This window comes from Candidatus Stoquefichus massiliensis AP9 (assembly GCF_000455285.1).
GTDB lineage: Bacteria > Bacillota_I > Bacilli_A > Erysipelotrichales > Coprobacillaceae > Stoquefichus > Stoquefichus massiliensis.
On sequence record NZ_HG005290.1, the window covers coordinates 245502 to 261951 of the forward strand.

Consider the following 16450-nt stretch of genomic DNA (forward strand, 5'->3'; position numbering starts at 1 on the left):
CTTTATTCATATCTTGCGATATGCACTTCATATCTTAACGCGATCAACGGCCTTCCCTACTCATTTCAGGGTGCTACTCCAGAGTGATTCTATATAAGTTCCCTTGTTTGTTTTCACCAGCCACAAACTCTCTGAAAGTTATCCTTATATACTGTCTCTATCATCGTATTTATTTTCTTGTTCTTCTCTTATTAAACTAAAAATTTCAGATTTGTCAATAGTTTCTATCATATCTTCACTCATTTTTACTACATTTGCTCTAAAATCAATAGCTTCTTGCTTAAATACATCCATATCTTTAGATAAACCTCGAACATACTCCATTGATTCTTTAAGAATCATATTTGCATTCTTTTTTGCTTTTTCAATCAGTTCACTAGCCTCTTTAAGTGCTAATCTAGCAATTTCTTCATTTGTTTTTTCATGTACTGTCACTTGTTTCGTCAGTAGGGTGTTTTGTTCTTTAAGCATTTCTATTTCATCTTCTAATGAAAGTATTGTATCCTTTTGTTGCTGTATAAGTTCTTTTAATTCATTAATGCGATCATTAACTTCAAGAATATTATACCCTCGAAATTGCTTATCAAAATCTTCCACAGTTTCCACCTCACTTATAAAAATATCCAGTCACAACAATATTCCCTTGTCTTGTTTGTCGATTTTCATCAACAATCTTTACTCTTCCATGTCGTTTGAAGGATATCATATCATTATTATGACACAAAAAACTGACTTCTTCAACATCTTTATGATTGACTTTGACATTTCCTGCACGAATAGCCTCACTAGCTTTTTGTCGAGATACATTGAATAATGCTGAAACAACTTTGTCTAAGCGTAAACTTGATAAAATCAATGATTTTGAAATATATTGATGTTGAATCTCAATACTTTTTGTCGTTTCACTCAAATGAATCTTTGATCTTTTGATTTGATGAAACTGTTCTTTAATAAATGGATAAGTTTGTGTTGTACATGAAAAATACAAATGAGAAGAATCGTCATATATATCACCTATACACTCTCTCTTTATCCCTAAATTCATAAGTGCACCTAAAACATCTTTATGTAGAAGTTTACCAAACTGCTGATTATATTTAATCTCAACAACAATAATCTGAAAATCATCATTGACAATATCATAAAAATCCGGACATATAATCATTCTTTGATTTTCCGCATTTATAAAACCTCCAAATGAATGAATATCAAGTTCATGTCCAATAACCTGTTTAACAATATCCTGTTCGTGGGGATTAAAAAAAGGAGTTAAAATCATTCTTTGATGATTCTGGGCTTGAAATTTATAATCTAAAATCTTTTTAACAAAGATTTCATCGCCTTTATAATGTTCTAACATAATCAAAAAGAAAGTATTAGCATTAGCTAATACTCATATTATTCCTGTTCTTCAGTTGGATCCATTGTAATATTTCCAGTAACACCAATATTTTTAGGTGTACATAAGAAAATCTTTGGTCCAATCTGTTGAATATCTCCTTCAATTGCAAAGATGACCCCACTTAAGAAATCAATCACACGTTTAGATTGTTCTTTTTGTAAACGATGTAAATTCACAACAGCTGCTCTTTTTTGTTTTAAATAAATAGCTATCTCTTGTGTTTCGCTATATGCTCTAGGTTCAAATAATACCAAATGACTATCTTTATTTGCACTAAGAGCTTTTACTGCATCACTTGTCTTTGTTGATTTTGCCTTTTCAAACATACTTGTTGATTTCACAGGCTCTTCTTCAGCATCTATTTCTACATCTTCATAAACGTCATCATCGTCATCTTCTTCTTCAAAAAACCACTTTTTTACTTTTTGTCCATATCCCATGAGGCAACCTCCTTATATTTCCTTTTCTTATTATACCATAACATCTTTATGAAAAAAAGAGAAAATTATCTTCATTATAAACATTAAATATTATTTTCTAAATCATCTAAAATATTATTAATCCTATTTAATTTTGTTTGATACAAATCAATATCACATTTCTTGCAAATATCCACTATAGCAGAATATATTATTGGGTTCCCAATAAATAAGGCATCTGGTCTTCCATGAACTTCAATATATTCACATAAAAATCGAATACAGTGGTGAGTTTCATCTTCTTTTGGTTTTAATAAATTCATTGCCAATAGTGTTTGTGATTGTAAATCCATAACAATAAACACCAACGGATTCATCGGTCTAGAATAATCTTAATCATACAGTCCATTAGAGAGATAAGTCAAATCAACGATGAGCTATTTTGTGTTTATGACTGTTTTATAAGTGTTTGAAGATATTACTGATTCACGAATTCTACTGGTATCATTTCGAATACACGCCTCATAAATCATTTCTTCTTTATCATAATCAACATCTATATTATGTTGACAATAGTTTTGCATAATATCTATCAGTCTTTCTACGGCTTTAATAAAAACATTCAGTTCATCGTTGTTGATATGATATGGATAAAATTTTTTCTTAAAAGACACAAAATATGATCACTTTCCCCTACCTCTATATTTTAATCCTAATTCTTTGATTATCTGTTTTTGTTGGAATGGAACTTCATCCCTATCACCCATAGAGAGTGTCAAACAATTTTGATCGTACATCATATATTGCCTCACTGCCATATCATCATCTTCTTTTGCAATACTACATAAAATCGCATGTTCTTCATGGTCTTGATAGATTGATAATCCTACACAATTACCAAGTTTCCCATGACTGAATAATAGTATATTTCTTCACAAGAAAATTCAACAGCAATATAATCCACTCTATGATTATCATTGATTCCATTCATTTATTAAATTATATAGCTTTAACCATTTGTTGTTTTCCATATTCTTCTCCCTATAATTATTTTATCTAATCATCTTACTATGTATTATCTCTCATTCTCAAAGAAAAAAATTTTATAATATGATGATTTCCAATGAAATAAAATAGAAGATTTTATGATATAGAAAAAAGAGGAATTTCTCCTCATTGTTCACAATCAACATTGACTAAAATAACATCCTCTCCTATTGTTAAAATATTTTCTATTGGAATAATGAATGCTGGAGGTCCCTTAATAACACAAATCAATTTAAATGCTGAAAATCTTTCAACAATTAAAGCTTGAATTGTTCGACAATATGGATCTATTTCCACATCTACAACATATCCAATCTTTGTTCCAGTAGCCGCATTCACGACATCTTTACTTTGTAAAGTTACAAAACGCATAATATCACCAATTCATTATATGCATTTTTAACTCATATATTTCTTTAATTGTGATAATGCTTGTTTCTCTATTCTGGAAACCTGTGCCTGTGAAATAAAAAGTTCTTTTGCAATTTCACTTTGCGTATGTCCTTTAAAATATCTTTCTTGTATAATTTGTAATTCTTTATCATCTAAATAATTCATTGCTTCATATAAATCGATATTGTTTTGCATGTTTTCCATCTGATTTTTTCGATCAGGTATTTGACTTTCTAAATCAATTGGACCATTCCCATCATTTTGGACTTCCTGTGATAATGAAGTCACGCCATTTGTTGACGATAACGCTTCAACTAACTGATATTCATCAACATTTAATATTTTTGAGAGTTCAGCCATTGTTGCTTCCCGATTGTGTTTTTTAGTATATTCTTCATTTGCCAGCAATGCTTTATATGCTAAATCACGCATTGAACGTGGTATTCTCATTGGTGAATTATCTCGAATATAACGTTTGATTTCTCCTAGAATAAGTGGAACTGCATAGGTTGAAAATCTAACATCTAAAGAGGTATCAAAGTTATCTATTGCTTTGATCAAGCCAATAACACCAACTTGGAATAAATCATCTAAATTAGAGACTCTTTGATGATATTTTTGAACCAATGAGAGAACAAGTTTTAAATTAGATAAAACCAGTTTTTCCTTGATGTTTTCATCTTTTGTTTGATGATATTGATCTAACATTTGCATCATCTGCTGATGCGATAGTTTATCATATTCTTGATTAAGTAAACCATTCATTTCAACTTTGTACTTTGACATAGTTTCGACTCCTTCAAATAAAGTCTCACCATTTTATTTGACATTATTCATCATCATTCAATTTATTCCTTAACTTTTTTATAATCTTTTTTTCTAATCTAGAAATATAAGATTGTGAAATACCTAAAATTTCTGCCACATCCTTTTGGGTAAGTTCTTCATGCCCAATAAGACCATAACGCATCATTAAAATTTCTTGTTCTCGTTCATTTAAATGGTGTAATGCTCGATAGAATTTTTCTTTTTGATCATTAAGTTCAATTTCATCTTGCACAATATCTTTATCCGTTCCAATAATATCAGATAAAAGCAATTCATTTCCATCATAATCAACATTTAAAGGTTCATCCAAAGAAATTTCCTGACGTAATTTATTGTTTTTTCTCAAAAACATTAAGATTTCATTTTCAATACAACGTGAAGCATAAGTTGCTAATTTTATATTTTTATCCATATTAAAAGTATTCACTGCTTTCACCAACCCTATTGTTCCAATACTAATAAGATCTTCAATGTTTCCATTCTGTACAGAATCATACTTTTTTGCAACATATACAACCAATCTTAAATTATGTTCAATTAACAAATCTCTTGCCTGTTCATCGCCATTTTGTAATTGAATCAATGCTGCCTCTTCTTCTTTACCTTTCAAAGGTGCCTTAAGAACATCATGTCTCCCAATATAAAAAAGAACCTTCTTTTTAAAAAATATTGCTTTTAACTTTTGTAAAATCATAATAAGCCTCCTAATAACTGAGAATTTAAAATACAATCATATGCACTAGATGACATGACTCCTACGTAAACATGATGTAATGTCTGATGATTTACTTCAATATCATCCATCATTATAATATCAATTGATTCTTTTTGATTCGCAGTCTCTATATCAATACTATCTATTTTTTCATAATTTTCTAATAAAGTCCTTCTAATAAAAATAACTGGATATCCTTTATAAAACACCTTATTCCCATTATCTACAAACCCTAGACAAGTCTTATCTAAAAATCTTACATCTACATACTCGTCATTATGAATACGCTGTTGACAAAATGAAATATAAAAATAAAAAATGAAAATAACAAGCATTGAGATAATCATCAAAGATATAAAATGGACTCCTTCAACCAATAGAATACCTTGAAAAATAACCGAAGAAGGTAAAACCCATTCCATAAAAGATATTAAAGAAATATAAATAAATAGATAAAGCGGATAATAGATATACGTTAATCGTTTAAAATAAAAAAGAGTCAGCAATAAGTCATATAACAAGAGGAACCCATCAAAGAAATCTACAAAGAGAAAAATGACAGATATGTTATAGGTAAGCACATATTTAAATAATTCTCTTTTTGTCATTTGTAGATTCAATAAAAAACATAATAACTCAAACGATAATAAAATTATTAATGTGTTGACGATATACGTAACCTCTAAATAGACCTCCATGATTTCACCCCTCTTCCATTATAGAAAATAGCTCATGAAAATTATGTCAAAGAAAAGATGACAAACATATAAATCTTATTTTATGAAAAACAACAAAAATAAAAACAGATGATATAAACCATCTGTTAAATCATTTTATTTATCTTTCCAATACCACCATTTTAACTTATCGCGATCATGTTGCTGATTATTCGCATAATAAACCGCTAGACGATAAACATATAGTAAACATCTATCTTCCTGATAACCTTTCACATCGCAGGATTGTGAGAACATCAATTCAGGATCTTTATCTTTTAAGTCTTCCATGCAATGAATACCAATGCGAAATAAACCTTGTTCAATAGACTTGCCTATTCCTGGAATCTTTTGCAAATCACTCATGTCTTTCTTCCATATATTTACTTATTTCTTTTGATGTAAGTTTTCTTATTTGTGTATTGGTAAATTCCTGATAACAATTTTGTTGAAATATTGGTTTCATTTGTAAACACTGCTTATCTTTATTCTTACTTAAATAGTTAATCAATTCATCATGATTAACAAATATTTTATATGATTTCCGTCCTTTTTCATTGACTATTTCATAGATAGCACAATTTGTTTTCACTGTGTAATCAGCAGTTCTTAAATATAATTTAGCAATTTCTAAAGTTTTAAATGGAAAATTCCATCTTTGCAATCCCCTTTTAGGATCTTTTTCAATACAAATACATCGTCCACATATTCCACAAATATATTGTGTATGATTTTGTAAGCATTCTAACGGATTTAATAATGGTGTGATTCTTGAATCATCACTATAACATTCTTGACACATCATCTGCACTCCTTCCTATAGTAAATATCCAATTGCTATGAGAATGTAACTCCATCCTATTTTTCTTTTGACTTTCAAATACATTATTCCACTAAGAACAGAAAAAAACATACAAGAAATCCCATTCCATATTTCTATTCCCTGACCTCTTGATACAAAATGAAAAACACCCCATGTAAAAGCCAAAAGAAAACCGCCAAATGGAATTTCTGTTTCTTTCTTAAGTAAAGTTTCAATTGCTTTTTGTCCATAAATTATAATCAAACAGACCAATCCTACTTCAAAAATATAATACATATATTGAGCAAAGAACTGATAAAGGCTTTTTCCCTGTAGTTCACCAATGACTTTTAAAGTATGCCAATCGATAAAAGTCATGACTTTACAAAGTATCAGACATAGACCTATAATCATATAATCTTGATATGACATTCTTTTTAACTGTTCGTTTTGATGAGGAAAATGATATTGATGATAAGTGTATGTCAAAAGACTAACAATCACAATTCCCCATAATACAACCATAATTAAACAATGCAAACTTCTTTGATTAGCTGTATAATTCCAAATATCAACATGTAATATCATTTTTTCTATCACAAATATAGAAAAGTATTCTAACATAAAAGCAAAAAAAGAAATGATAGCCATTATCAAATAACGGTTCCATTTTATATTCATTTTCTCTCCCTCCCTACTGCTGAATAGGGGTCGTCAGTTCAATGTGATTCCCCTCACTGTCAACAAATTCTATAACCCAGTTTTCACCTATTTGTGTCAAAGGAAAACATATTTGTAAATCCTTTGTTTTAGTTTTCAAAATTTCAAGAGAATCAACCTCTATACTTGGCAAACAGTTACTGCCAAAGATATGGCTTTCACCCATCAGTTGATAAGCAAACAATCCTAAATGAAAATCATTAATATCTAAAACGCTATAAATATCATCACGAACAAGAACACTTTTTTCAAAAAAATGTTCATAAAAAGAAATCGCTCGTTCCATATTATCCACACATAAGTACATTGACTTTATTGAACAATTCATCATAAACTTCCTCACATTTTCTATTCAATATTGTTATATAGATAGTATACATGATAATGAAGAAACAGTAAATATATATTGAATAACACAAGAAAAAGACCTAATGGTCTTCTTCAAGCAATAATCTTTCAATCAGTTGAGGCAATTCACTAAAGTTCATAATAACTGCATCTGCTCCATGATTGAAATAAGTTTTCTTTACTCTTGCAATTGCACGCATTTTTTCATTCAAATCGAGACATTTATATTCATGTTCACTATACCCCAAAAGTGAACTGCCTTCTATAACCCCTATAGCATAGACCCCAGCATTCACAGCCTCTTGTATATCTGAAACTGTATCTCCAACTTTGATAACATGATGTACACTGGTAATATTGAGTGTCATCATATTCTTAAATATCATATAAGGATATGGACGACCAAAATGTTCAGTTGCATCAGGTGAATACCAGCAATCTGGTTCATAACCTTGTTCTTTTGCACTCTTTAAAACAGGTTCCATCATCATATCAGTATAACCAGTTGTCGATCCAATCTTTAGTCCTTTTATACGTAATTTTTGGACTGTCTCCACGACGTATGGTTTGATTCTTGTGTGTTGTGTTATCCCTTCCATTAATGTTTTTTCAAAAATATCATAAATATGATGAACATCTTCATCAGTATATGAACGCTGATAAACATCTTGAAATTCTTTTTCTAATGAATCCATTTCTAACATTGTTTTGATATGATCAATCTTTAACATCCCCATAGGTTGTCTAATTTCATCAAAAGTTGGATGCAATCCATAAGCCTCAAAAGCATCATGAAATGCCTGCACTGGTGCAAAACAACCATAATCGACTGTTGTTCCTGCCCAATCAAAAATCACTGCCTCTATTTTCATTTTCTATACCTCCGCTAAGAAATCACGAATAATATCACATAGGTTTAAGATATCTTCTTCATAGATTTCTCCAATATTTCCAATTCTAAAAGTTTCTGCTGTTGTTAACTTCCCAGGATAAATGGCATATCCTCTTTTTTTAATATATCGATACATATCAGGAAAAGCAAACTGTTTGTTTTCTGGGTAGTAGAAAGTTGTAATAATTGGTCCCTGATATTCCATATCAACATAACTTGCCATACCCATCTCAGCCATTTTTTGAATTAATAAACGATTGTTGTTATAATAACGTTTTGATCTGGCTGCAATGCCACCTTCTGCCAACAATTCTTCAAGAGCCTTTGAGAAAGCCAGAACAACATGAGTTGGTGAAGTAAAACGCCATTTCCCATCTTTTTCCATTGTTTTCCATTGATCATACAAATCCAATGATAAACTTCTTGCCTTACCTTGACTTTCTATTAACAATTGTTTATTTGCAATAATAAATGAAAATCCTGGAACACCCTGAATACATTTATTTGCACTACTAATGAGAAAATCAATGCCTAATTTTCCAACTTCTATATCAACGCCACCAAAACTACTCATCGCATCAACAATAAAGACTTTTTGATGTTCTTTCACAACTTTCGCAATACTTTCAATGTCATTTAAAATGCCGGATGTTGTTTCGCTATGCACCATAGCAACATGTGTAATCGAAGAATCTTCTCCTAATATTTGATTCACTTTCTTTGCATCTGGACTTTCGTTCTCAGAAAATGATATAAATTCATATGCAACATGTGCATGTTCACAAATATCCCTCATTCTATCACCATATGCTCCATTAGCTATAATCAAGAGTTTTTCATCATTGCCAACCACACTTGTGATAACTGATTCTACTCCAAAAGTTCCACTTCCCTGCATCAAAACAACTGTATAATCATCTTGAGAAACATGTGCTAATTCTAAGAGTTGCTTTCTTATTTTTAAAGTGATTTTTTTATAGTCATCATCCCATGTACAATGATCAAATAACATTTCCTGTTTCACTGTAGATGTTGTCGTTAAAGGTCCTGGTGTTAATAACTTATAGTTCTTCATTCTTATTTCTCCTTGCATTCTTCTGATAATTGTTGATGTTTCTTTAATAAATCAGCTGTTAATTTTTCTTTAAAAACTTTTGGATAGGCAGATTTATATGCTGATGAAGATGTTTCTCCATCATATAATGGATTTGGATAAGTTTCTAATAATTCTTTTCTGCCATGATCTATAATACATTGAGCCATCTTCATTGCTAATTTTTGATGGTCACTTCCTTTTTTATTAACAACTGCAACTGACTCAGTCAAACTAAAATTCCCTTCAGTTGGATCAATATAATCAATTGGTAATCCTGATGTTTTATCTCTGACTGCTTGGTGTCTTAAACCAAATCCAATCGCAACTTCTCCAGTTCTAACTTTTTTAATAGGTCCTGAGCCAGATTCTTCAATATGTGCTCCTGCGTTACTGTAGATACCTTTTAAAATATCCTTTGCTCCCTCTTCACCATATTCACTCACAATGCCTTGAATCAGTAACCACGCTGTTGATGAAGATGAAATATCAGTCACAGATATCATATCTTTATATTCTGGTTTTGCTAAATCCTTCATACTTTTTGGAGCAGTTAATTGATTTGTTTTTAACTCTTCAGTATTGACAATAATTGCCCCTTCTTGTGAAGTGATTGGTGTATAAAAATTTGGATACTCTTCTATTGATTTTGTATCAAAATCCAAATCAACAAACATATCATTTTGGTCTTGTGCACTCTCTAAATAGAAAGAACTCATTGTGACCAAATCAGCTTCAATATTTGTTCCTTCAGCTAATAGTTTCCCTCCTAATTCACTTGTTCCAAAAGTTTGAAATATATATTGACCTTCATAACCATTTTTATCTAAAGCATTTTTCATTGCTGTAACAGCCTCATCATCCGCATTAGAATAAATAACCACCTGATTTGTAGCTGACTGACACCCTGTCAATAATGTTGCACATAAAAGTGCAGAAGCTAATATCCCTTTTAATAATTTTGATTTCATTTTGTTTTCTCCCTTTTCTTTCGATGTGTGAAATAATAGAACAATCCTTTTGCAATAAAATTAATGATGAAAATAAAGATTGATAACACAAAGATTTCATTGAATTTTGCAAAGTGTTGAAGTTCCTTGATTTTTGTTGTCATAACCATTGTTCTTGCTCCAGCAATAAAGATAACTGCACTGACTGTCACCATAGCATTCATAAAATAATAGCTAAAAACCTCTAAAAGAGATGATAATGCATTGGGTGTAACAACTCTCAGAATAGTCTTGAACCAACTATCACCCATTAATCTTGCTGTTGTTTCATAGCCAGCATTCATTTTCATTAATGAATTCTTCATCATTAAATAAGGTGATGAGAAAAAATGAACGATATTGCAAACAATGATAATGACAAAAGTATTTTGAATGGGTGATCCTGAAAATATCAATAAATAAGCAATACCAATAACCATTCCTGGAACTGTATTTGTAACCAAAGCAATTGTTTCAATCACTTTCTTCAATTTAGGATGAATAGAACTTCTGGCAACAGCCAAAGCAGCTCCATAAACTACAAATGTTCCAGTGATTGCTGTCAAAATAGCAACAATCAGCGAATTTTCTATAACCCCTATAAGCGCGGGGTCCATTAAGACAGCTTCTACATGATTCAACGTTAATGACATATCGTAAGGCCACATTTGAATAAATGGAACAATGAAAATAGCCATGAATATAGCCAATACAAATACATTGATCATCAGTCCAATCAAACTCCAGAAAACGTCTCTCAAAGCATTTTTCTTAAATTCAATTGTTGAAATTTTGTTATAGCGAATGTTATACCTTTCTAAGTAATGAAGCAATGCAATACTTAAGACTGATGGCAATAACATAATCATTGCAACAACTGCACCATTGGCAAAGTTAGGAATACTTCCTAACATTTGATTATATAAGACACTCGCAACCACTTCAAACTGTCCGCCTACTGATGCTGGAATCCCAAAATCAGTAAAACTCAGAAAGAAAGCCTGAATAAAAGCTGCTGCCAAAGTCCCTAACATAGGTTTTAAGAGTGTTATGACAAAAGTTTTGAATGAGTTATCATCCATCAACTTAGAAACAATAATAAACTTTTTGTCAATATATTCCATAGCATTATGAATAAGCATAAAGGCAATAGGAAGTGTATAAATAACATATCCCAGTAATAAACCACTCATGCCATAAATATCAAAGAGCTGATGACCAAAGACTTTTGTCCATAATCCCTGTTTTCCAAATGAATATATAATCGCAAATCCATAAGTGATTGTTGGCAACAACATAGGAAGCATTGTCATATTCTTCATAAACTTTTTTAAGAGAAGAGGAATATTGGTATAATGAATAGCATAAGCCATCATAAAAGCTAAAAATGTTGTGATCAACGCACTTAATCCTGAGACAAGGAAACTATTTTGTAATGCTGTTAAAAATCCTTTTTCACCAATAACCTGAATGTAATTTGCAAAGGAGAAGTTTCCTTGACTCTGAAAAGATTGTATAAGTAATGAGCCAAGTGGAAGAACAAGGAAACAAGCAAAGAGAACAATAATAAACCAGTAGATTGCTTTGATTTCAAAGTTCTTTTTCATATTTATACCATTTGTTCTTGCATAGGATGAAACAGCGCAAAGATATTTCTTCTTTTGATTTCCAATTGATTTAAAATAAAGTCTTGTACGAAATCACAACTTGGCTGATTCATAATATCTTCTGGCTTTCCATATTGAGAAATTTGACCTTCATTAATAATTAAGACACGATCTGATAATGTCAAGGCTTCTTCTGGATCATGTGTAACAATGATTGTTGTTAAGTTATATTCTTTAGCAATCATCTTAATTCTTTCTTTAATAGATTCCTTTATGACACCATCTAATGCACTTAATGGTTCATCCAGTAATAAAATCTGAGGTTTCATAACCAGTGTTCTAGCCAAGGCTACACGTTGTTTTTGTCCACCAGATAATTGATCAATACGTTTCTCTAAATGTTTTTCTAAGCCAAGTAAATGAATCAATTCATTAACTTCTTCTTTTGAGGAAATATTTGGTTTATTCTGTAATCCATAAATGATATTTTCATAAGCATTTAAATTAGGGAATAAAGCATAATCCTGAAAAACAATATTGAAACCTCTTTGTTCCATTGGAACATGTGTTATATCTTCATTATTAAAGATAATACGCCCACTATCAACATCACTCATTCCTAAAATAAGATTGAGTAATGTTGTTTTTCCACTTCCCGATGGTCCTAATATAGAAACAATTTCGCCATTAGGAATGTCTAATGATAAATCATTTAAAATATTGACTCCATCAAATGATTTTTTTATATGTTCTAGTTTTAACATTTTTAACCTCCTGTCTTTATCGACATATACATTATCCCAAGTTTTGACATTTGTATCTACACAGTTTGTTTTAATAGTTTGTTAAAGATATGTAAACGCAAAAAAGAACATATTCTCTTTTACGAAAATATGTTCTTCAATATATTTTTATTCAGCTACCATGACATCTAAACGAGCACGACGTTTTTTAGCATCCTTTTCACATTTTTCCATTAATTCTTCAGCATGTTCTGGATTGACTTTTGATAACATAGCAAATCTATTTTCATTTAACAAGAAGTCTTTGAATTTAGTAAAATCAGGTTCTTTAGAATCAACTTGTAAAGGATTCTTTCCTTGATCTTCTAAACGTGGATCATATCTTAATAAGTTGAAATATCCACATTCAACAGCACGTTTTTGTTCTTGTTGATGATTTGCTAAACCACCTTTAATACCATGTTCAATACATGGAGCATAAGCAATAATTAATGATGGTCCATCATATGCTTCAGCTTCTTTAATAGCTTTAATTGTTTGCATTGGATTTGCACCCATAGCCACTTGTGCTACATAAACATGTCCATATGCCATAGCAATTTGAGCTAAATCTTTCTTAGATGCAGCTTTACCACCAGCAGTAAACTTAGCAATAGAACCTGCTTGAGATGATTTAGAAGATTGTCCACCAGTATTTGAATAAACTTCAGTATCAAGAACTAAGATATTAACATTTTGATCATTTGCTAAAACATGGTCAACTCCACCGTATCCGATGTCATATGCCCAACCATCTCCACCGATGATCCATTGAGATTTCGTGATTAATTCACCTTTCATATCTAATAATTCTTTAATACCTTCACATTTTGAAGCTTCTACTAATGATACCAATTGATCATAAAGTTTTCTTTCTTCCACACGTTGTCCTTTAACACCTTCATATTGTGTTAAGACTTCTTGAAGTTCAGCTTCACAATCTGCTTTATTATCTCTAATAATTTCTAAGATACGTTTAGCCATATAATTTTCAGCTAATTTCATACCATATCCATATTCAGCATTATCTTCAAATAATGAATTCGCCCACGCAGGACCTTGTCCATTTTCATCAACAGTACATGGAGTTGATGGTGTAGAACCAGAATAGATTGAACTACATCCTGTTGCATTAGCAATTCTCATATCCTGTCCAAATAATTGAGATACTAAACGATAATATGGTGTTTCACCACATCCGCCACAAGCACCAGAAACTTCAAAGTATGGTCTCATGAATCCAACACCTTTAACAGTTGTTAATGGATAACGATCAGCTTTATAAGAGACTTTTGTATACATATAATCAGCCAATGGTGCATGATCTAATTCTTCTTTCACTGGTACCATAGTTAAAGCTTTCTTTCCTGCTTTACCTGGACATTCAGTCACACAAAGACCACAACCCACACAGTTATCAGGAGAAACTTGAATACGGTATACCAATCCTTCAACATTTTTACCAATTGGTTTTAAAACATCATCATGGATATCTTCTGGTAAAGCATTCATTTCTTCATCATTTAATAAGAATGCACGAATTGTTGCATGAGGACATACCATCACGCAGTTATTACATTGAATACAGTTTTCTTTTTCCCAACGAGGAACTTCCACTGCTATCGCACGTTTTTCTTTTAATGCAACACCTGATTGCATAGTACCATCAAGTTTGTCCATGAATGCAGATACAGGTAAATCATATCCATCTAATGAATTAATTGGTGAAACGAAGTTATCAAAATGATCATCGCCAGTACGTTGACGTGTTTCATTAACAGTTAATTGAGACCAAGCAGCATCTACTGGTACTTCAACAATTGCATCTTTACCAGCATCAATAGCTTTATAGTTTAATTCAACAATAGCATCACCTTTTTTACCATAAGTTTTCTTAGCCATTGCTTTCATATATTCAACTGATTTTTCAATTGGTAAGATTTGAGGATTTAATGCAAAGAATGCAGATTGAAGAATTGTGTTTGTTCTTCTTCCCATACCAATTTCAGCAGCAATCTTATTAGCATTGATAATATAGAATTTTGCATTTTTATCAGCCAATTGTTTTTTCAAACGATTTGGTAAATAATCAACAATATCTTTTTCATCAAATTCAGTATTTAATAAGAATGTTCCACCTTTTTTAAGATTCTTTAACATATCAAATTTCACAACATAGTTGTCTAATGAACATGAAACGAAATCAGCATTATTAACATAATAAGTTGCACGAATTGGTGTATGTCCAAATCTTAAATTAGAACGTGTTGCTCCACCAGCTTTTTTACTATCATAAGCAAAATAGGCTTGTGAATATAAATCAGTGTTATCACCAATAATCTTAATTGCAGATTTATTAGCAGATACAGTACCATCTGATCCTAATCCATAGAATAAACAAGATGTATAATCAGCATCCACTGTGAAATCTGGATCTTCTTTTAATGATAAATGAGTGACATCATCATTAATACCAATTGTGAATGAAGTAAATGGTTTCTCTTCATTTAAATGATCGTAAACAGCTTTAATTTGACGTGGTGTTGTATCTTTAGAACCCATACCATAACGTCCACCAATCACTTCAATGTCTTTATCTTTTAAGACAGAAACAACATCTAAGTATAATGGTTCACCAGTTGCTCCCATTTCTTTAGTACGATCTAAAACAGCAACTTTCTTTACTGTTTCTGGTAATACATTCAATAAATACTTTGGAGAGAATGGACGATATAAATGAACTTTCACTAATCCCACTTTTTCTCCGTGTTTCACTAATTCATCAATTGTTTCTTTAATTGTTTCAGTCACTGATCCCATAGCAACAATAATTCTATCGGCATCATGAGCACCATAATATGTAAATGGAGCATATTCTCTACCTGTGATATCAGAAACCTTTTTCATGTAATCAGCAGCAATTTCTACAACAGCTTCATAATGTTTATTTTGGGCTTCTCTACCTTGGAAGTAGATATCATCATTTTCAGCACCACCACGTTCTACTGGATTTGTGTGAGGATTTAAAGCATTTGCTTTAAATTTCTTTAAAGCTTCTTTATCAAGTAAACTTTCAAGAACTTCATAATCCATAACCTCAACTTTTTGAATTTCATGAGATGTTCTAAATCCATCGAAGAAATGAATAACAGGCACACTTGCTTTAATTGCAGTTAAGTGAGCAATACCACCTAAATCCATAACTTCTTGAACACTATGAGAACAAATCATAGGTGCTCCAACTTGGCGACAAGCATAAACGTCTTGATGATCACCAAAAATATTTAACGCACGTGTTGCAAGCGCTCTTGCTGCCACGTGGAATACACCAGGTAACAATTCACCTTGAATTTTGTATAGGTTTGGAATCATCAATAACAAACCTTGTGATGCAGTAAATGTTGTTGCTAAAGCACCACCTTGTAAAGCCCCATGAACAGCTCCAGCAGCCCCAGCTTCAGATTGCATTTCAATAACATTTACAGCAGACCCAAAAATATTCTTCATCCCTTGAGCAGCCCAAGTTTCGGCATTTTCAGCCATTGGAGAAGATGGGGTAATTGGATAGATACTTGCAACTTCACTAAATGCATATGCTACATGAGCAGCAGCAGTATTCCCATCCATAGATAAATACTTTTTAGACATAATTTTCTTTCCTCCTATATCTTATAGTATACTCTTCTTTCAATAAAAT

The 16450-nt window shown here is 31.3% G+C and carries 18 protein-coding genes, 1 pseudogene and 1 other annotated feature (1 of these 20 running past the window's edge); all 19 genes and pseudogenes read right to left on the reverse strand.

The window, feature by feature from the left end:
* Window positions 1-173 (reverse strand) — a binding site (T-box leader); it reaches 27 nt to the left of the window's first position.
* Window positions 145-597 carry a DivIVA domain-containing protein gene (locus BN350_RS12405; RefSeq protein WP_028043894.1) on the reverse strand — a complete coding sequence of 151 codons (453 nt, stop codon included), beginning with the start codon at window positions 595-597 and terminating at the stop codon, window positions 145-147. (Overlaps the previous feature by 29 nt.)
* Before the next feature lie 10 nt (window positions 598-607).
* Window positions 608-1360, reverse strand: coding sequence for a YlmH family RNA-binding protein (locus BN350_RS12410; RefSeq protein WP_028043895.1), 753 nt, complete (start codon window positions 1358-1360; stop codon window positions 608-610).
* 38 nt (window positions 1361-1398) lie between these two features.
* On the reverse strand, window positions 1399-1842 hold the full coding sequence (locus tag BN350_RS12415; protein WP_028043896.1) for a cell division protein SepF: 444 nt from the start codon (window positions 1840-1842) through the stop codon (window positions 1399-1401).
* Between the two features lie 83 nt (window positions 1843-1925).
* Window positions 1926-2198, reverse strand: coding sequence for a DUF6930 domain-containing protein (locus tag BN350_RS12420; protein ID WP_420885239.1), 273 nt, complete (start codon window positions 2196-2198; stop codon window positions 1926-1928).
* A gap of 60 nt (window positions 2199-2258) precedes the next feature.
* Window positions 2259-2747: pseudogene (locus BN350_RS21860) on the reverse strand (DUF7309 domain-containing protein).
* Between the two features lie 247 nt (window positions 2748-2994).
* Window positions 2995-3240 (reverse strand): YlmC/YmxH family sporulation protein, encoded by a 246-nt coding sequence (locus tag BN350_RS12435; RefSeq protein ID WP_028043899.1) that lies wholly within the window; start codon window positions 3238-3240, stop codon window positions 2995-2997.
* A 27-nt stretch (window positions 3241-3267) separates the two neighbouring features.
* Window positions 3268-4047, reverse strand: coding sequence for a sigma-70 family RNA polymerase sigma factor (locus BN350_RS12440; RefSeq protein WP_028043900.1), 780 nt, complete (start codon window positions 4045-4047; stop codon window positions 3268-3270).
* Window positions 4048-4090: 43 nt separating this feature from the next.
* Window positions 4091-4783 (reverse strand): RNA polymerase sporulation sigma factor SigK, encoded by a 693-nt coding sequence (sigK, locus tag BN350_RS12445; RefSeq protein ID WP_028043901.1) that lies wholly within the window; start codon window positions 4781-4783, stop codon window positions 4091-4093.
* Complete coding sequence (locus BN350_RS12450; protein ID WP_028043902.1) at window positions 4780-5502, reverse strand: hypothetical protein; 723 nt, start codon at window positions 5500-5502, stop codon at window positions 4780-4782. The genes sigK and BN350_RS12450 overlap by 4 nt, the downstream gene beginning before the upstream one ends.
* Before the next feature lie 135 nt (window positions 5503-5637).
* On the reverse strand, window positions 5638-5886 hold the full coding sequence (locus tag BN350_RS12455; protein ID WP_028043903.1) for a helix-hairpin-helix domain-containing protein: 249 nt from the start codon (window positions 5884-5886) through the stop codon (window positions 5638-5640).
* On the reverse strand, window positions 5879-6322 hold the full coding sequence (locus tag BN350_RS12460; protein WP_028043904.1) for a hypothetical protein: 444 nt from the start codon (window positions 6320-6322) through the stop codon (window positions 5879-5881). Before BN350_RS12460 ends, BN350_RS12455 begins: the two co-directional genes overlap by 8 nt.
* A gap of 15 nt (window positions 6323-6337) precedes the next feature.
* A complete protein-coding gene (locus BN350_RS12465) occupies window positions 6338-7003 on the reverse strand; it encodes a hypothetical protein (RefSeq protein ID WP_028043905.1) in 666 nt (221 codons plus the stop codon).
* 13 nt (window positions 7004-7016) lie between these two features.
* Complete coding sequence (locus tag BN350_RS12470; RefSeq protein WP_028043906.1) at window positions 7017-7370, reverse strand: VOC family protein; 354 nt, start codon at window positions 7368-7370, stop codon at window positions 7017-7019.
* 100 nt (window positions 7371-7470) lie between these two features.
* On the reverse strand, window positions 7471-8262 hold the full coding sequence (phnX, locus tag BN350_RS21000; protein ID WP_028043907.1) for a phosphonoacetaldehyde hydrolase: 792 nt from the start codon (window positions 8260-8262) through the stop codon (window positions 7471-7473).
* Between the two features lie 3 nt (window positions 8263-8265).
* A complete protein-coding gene (gene phnW / locus BN350_RS21005) occupies window positions 8266-9357 on the reverse strand; it encodes a 2-aminoethylphosphonate--pyruvate transaminase (RefSeq protein WP_028043908.1) in 1092 nt (363 codons plus the stop codon).
* Between the two features lie 2 nt (window positions 9358-9359).
* Entirely contained in the window at window positions 9360-10346 is a 987-nt protein-coding gene (locus tag BN350_RS12485; protein ID WP_028043909.1) for an extracellular solute-binding protein, read from the reverse strand.
* Entirely contained in the window at window positions 10343-11971 is a 1629-nt protein-coding gene (locus tag BN350_RS12490) for an ABC transporter permease subunit (RefSeq protein ID WP_028043910.1), read from the reverse strand. Before BN350_RS12490 ends, BN350_RS12485 begins: the two co-directional genes overlap by 4 nt.
* 2 nt (window positions 11972-11973) lie before the next feature.
* Window positions 11974-12735, reverse strand: a complete 762-nt coding sequence (locus BN350_RS12495) for an ABC transporter ATP-binding protein (protein WP_028043911.1) — start codon at window positions 12733-12735, stop codon at window positions 11974-11976.
* Between the two features lie 147 nt (window positions 12736-12882).
* Entirely contained in the window at window positions 12883-16401 is a 3519-nt protein-coding gene (nifJ, locus tag BN350_RS12500) for a pyruvate:ferredoxin (flavodoxin) oxidoreductase (RefSeq protein ID WP_028043912.1), read from the reverse strand.
* Window positions 16402-16450 lie beyond the last annotated feature (49 nt).

Coding starts and splice junctions, on each gene's coding strand:
- BN350_RS12410 (WP_028043895.1), bottom strand. CDS start 1,360: ATGTTAGAACATTATAAAGGCGATGAAATCTTTGTTAAAAAGATTTTA.
- BN350_RS12415 (WP_028043896.1), bottom strand. CDS start 1,842: ATGGGATATGGACAAAAAGTAAAAAAGTGGTTTTTTGAAGAAGAAGAT.
- BN350_RS12420 (WP_420885239.1), bottom strand. CDS start 2,198: ATGAATCCGTTGGTGTTTATTGTTATGGATTTACAATCACAAACACTA.
- BN350_RS12435 (WP_028043899.1), bottom strand. CDS start 3,240: ATGCGTTTTGTAACTTTACAAAGTAAAGATGTCGTGAATGCGGCTACT.
- BN350_RS12440 (WP_028043900.1), bottom strand. CDS start 4,047: ATGTCAAAGTACAAAGTTGAAATGAATGGTTTACTTAATCAAGAATAT.
- sigK (WP_028043901.1), bottom strand. CDS start 4,783: ATGATTTTACAAAAGTTAAAAGCAATATTTTTTAAAAAGAAGGTTCTT.
- BN350_RS12450 (WP_028043902.1), bottom strand. CDS start 5,502: ATGGAGGTCTATTTAGAGGTTACGTATATCGTCAACACATTAATAATT.
- BN350_RS12455 (WP_028043903.1), bottom strand. CDS start 5,886: ATGAGTGATTTGCAAAAGATTCCAGGAATAGGCAAGTCTATTGAACAA.
- BN350_RS12460 (WP_028043904.1), bottom strand. CDS start 6,322: ATGTGTCAAGAATGTTATAGTGATGATTCAAGAATCACACCATTATTA.
- BN350_RS12465 (WP_028043905.1), bottom strand. CDS start 7,003: ATGAATATAAAATGGAACCGTTATTTGATAATGGCTATCATTTCTTTT.
- BN350_RS12470 (WP_028043906.1), bottom strand. CDS start 7,370: ATGAATTGTTCAATAAAGTCAATGTACTTATGTGTGGATAATATGGAA.
- phnX (WP_028043907.1), bottom strand. CDS start 8,262: ATGAAAATAGAGGCAGTGATTTTTGATTGGGCAGGAACAACAGTCGAT.
- phnW (WP_028043908.1), bottom strand. CDS start 9,357: ATGAAGAACTATAAGTTATTAACACCAGGACCTTTAACGACAACATCT.
- BN350_RS12485 (WP_028043909.1), bottom strand. CDS start 10,346: ATGAAATCAAAATTATTAAAAGGGATATTAGCTTCTGCACTTTTATGT.
- BN350_RS12490 (WP_028043910.1), bottom strand. CDS start 11,971: ATGAAAAAGAACTTTGAAATCAAAGCAATCTACTGGTTTATTATTGTT.
- BN350_RS12495 (WP_028043911.1), bottom strand. CDS start 12,735: ATGTTAAAACTAGAACATATAAAAAAATCATTTGATGGAGTCAATATT.
- nifJ (WP_028043912.1), bottom strand. CDS start 16,401: ATGTCTAAAAAGTATTTATCTATGGATGGGAATACTGCTGCTGCTCAT.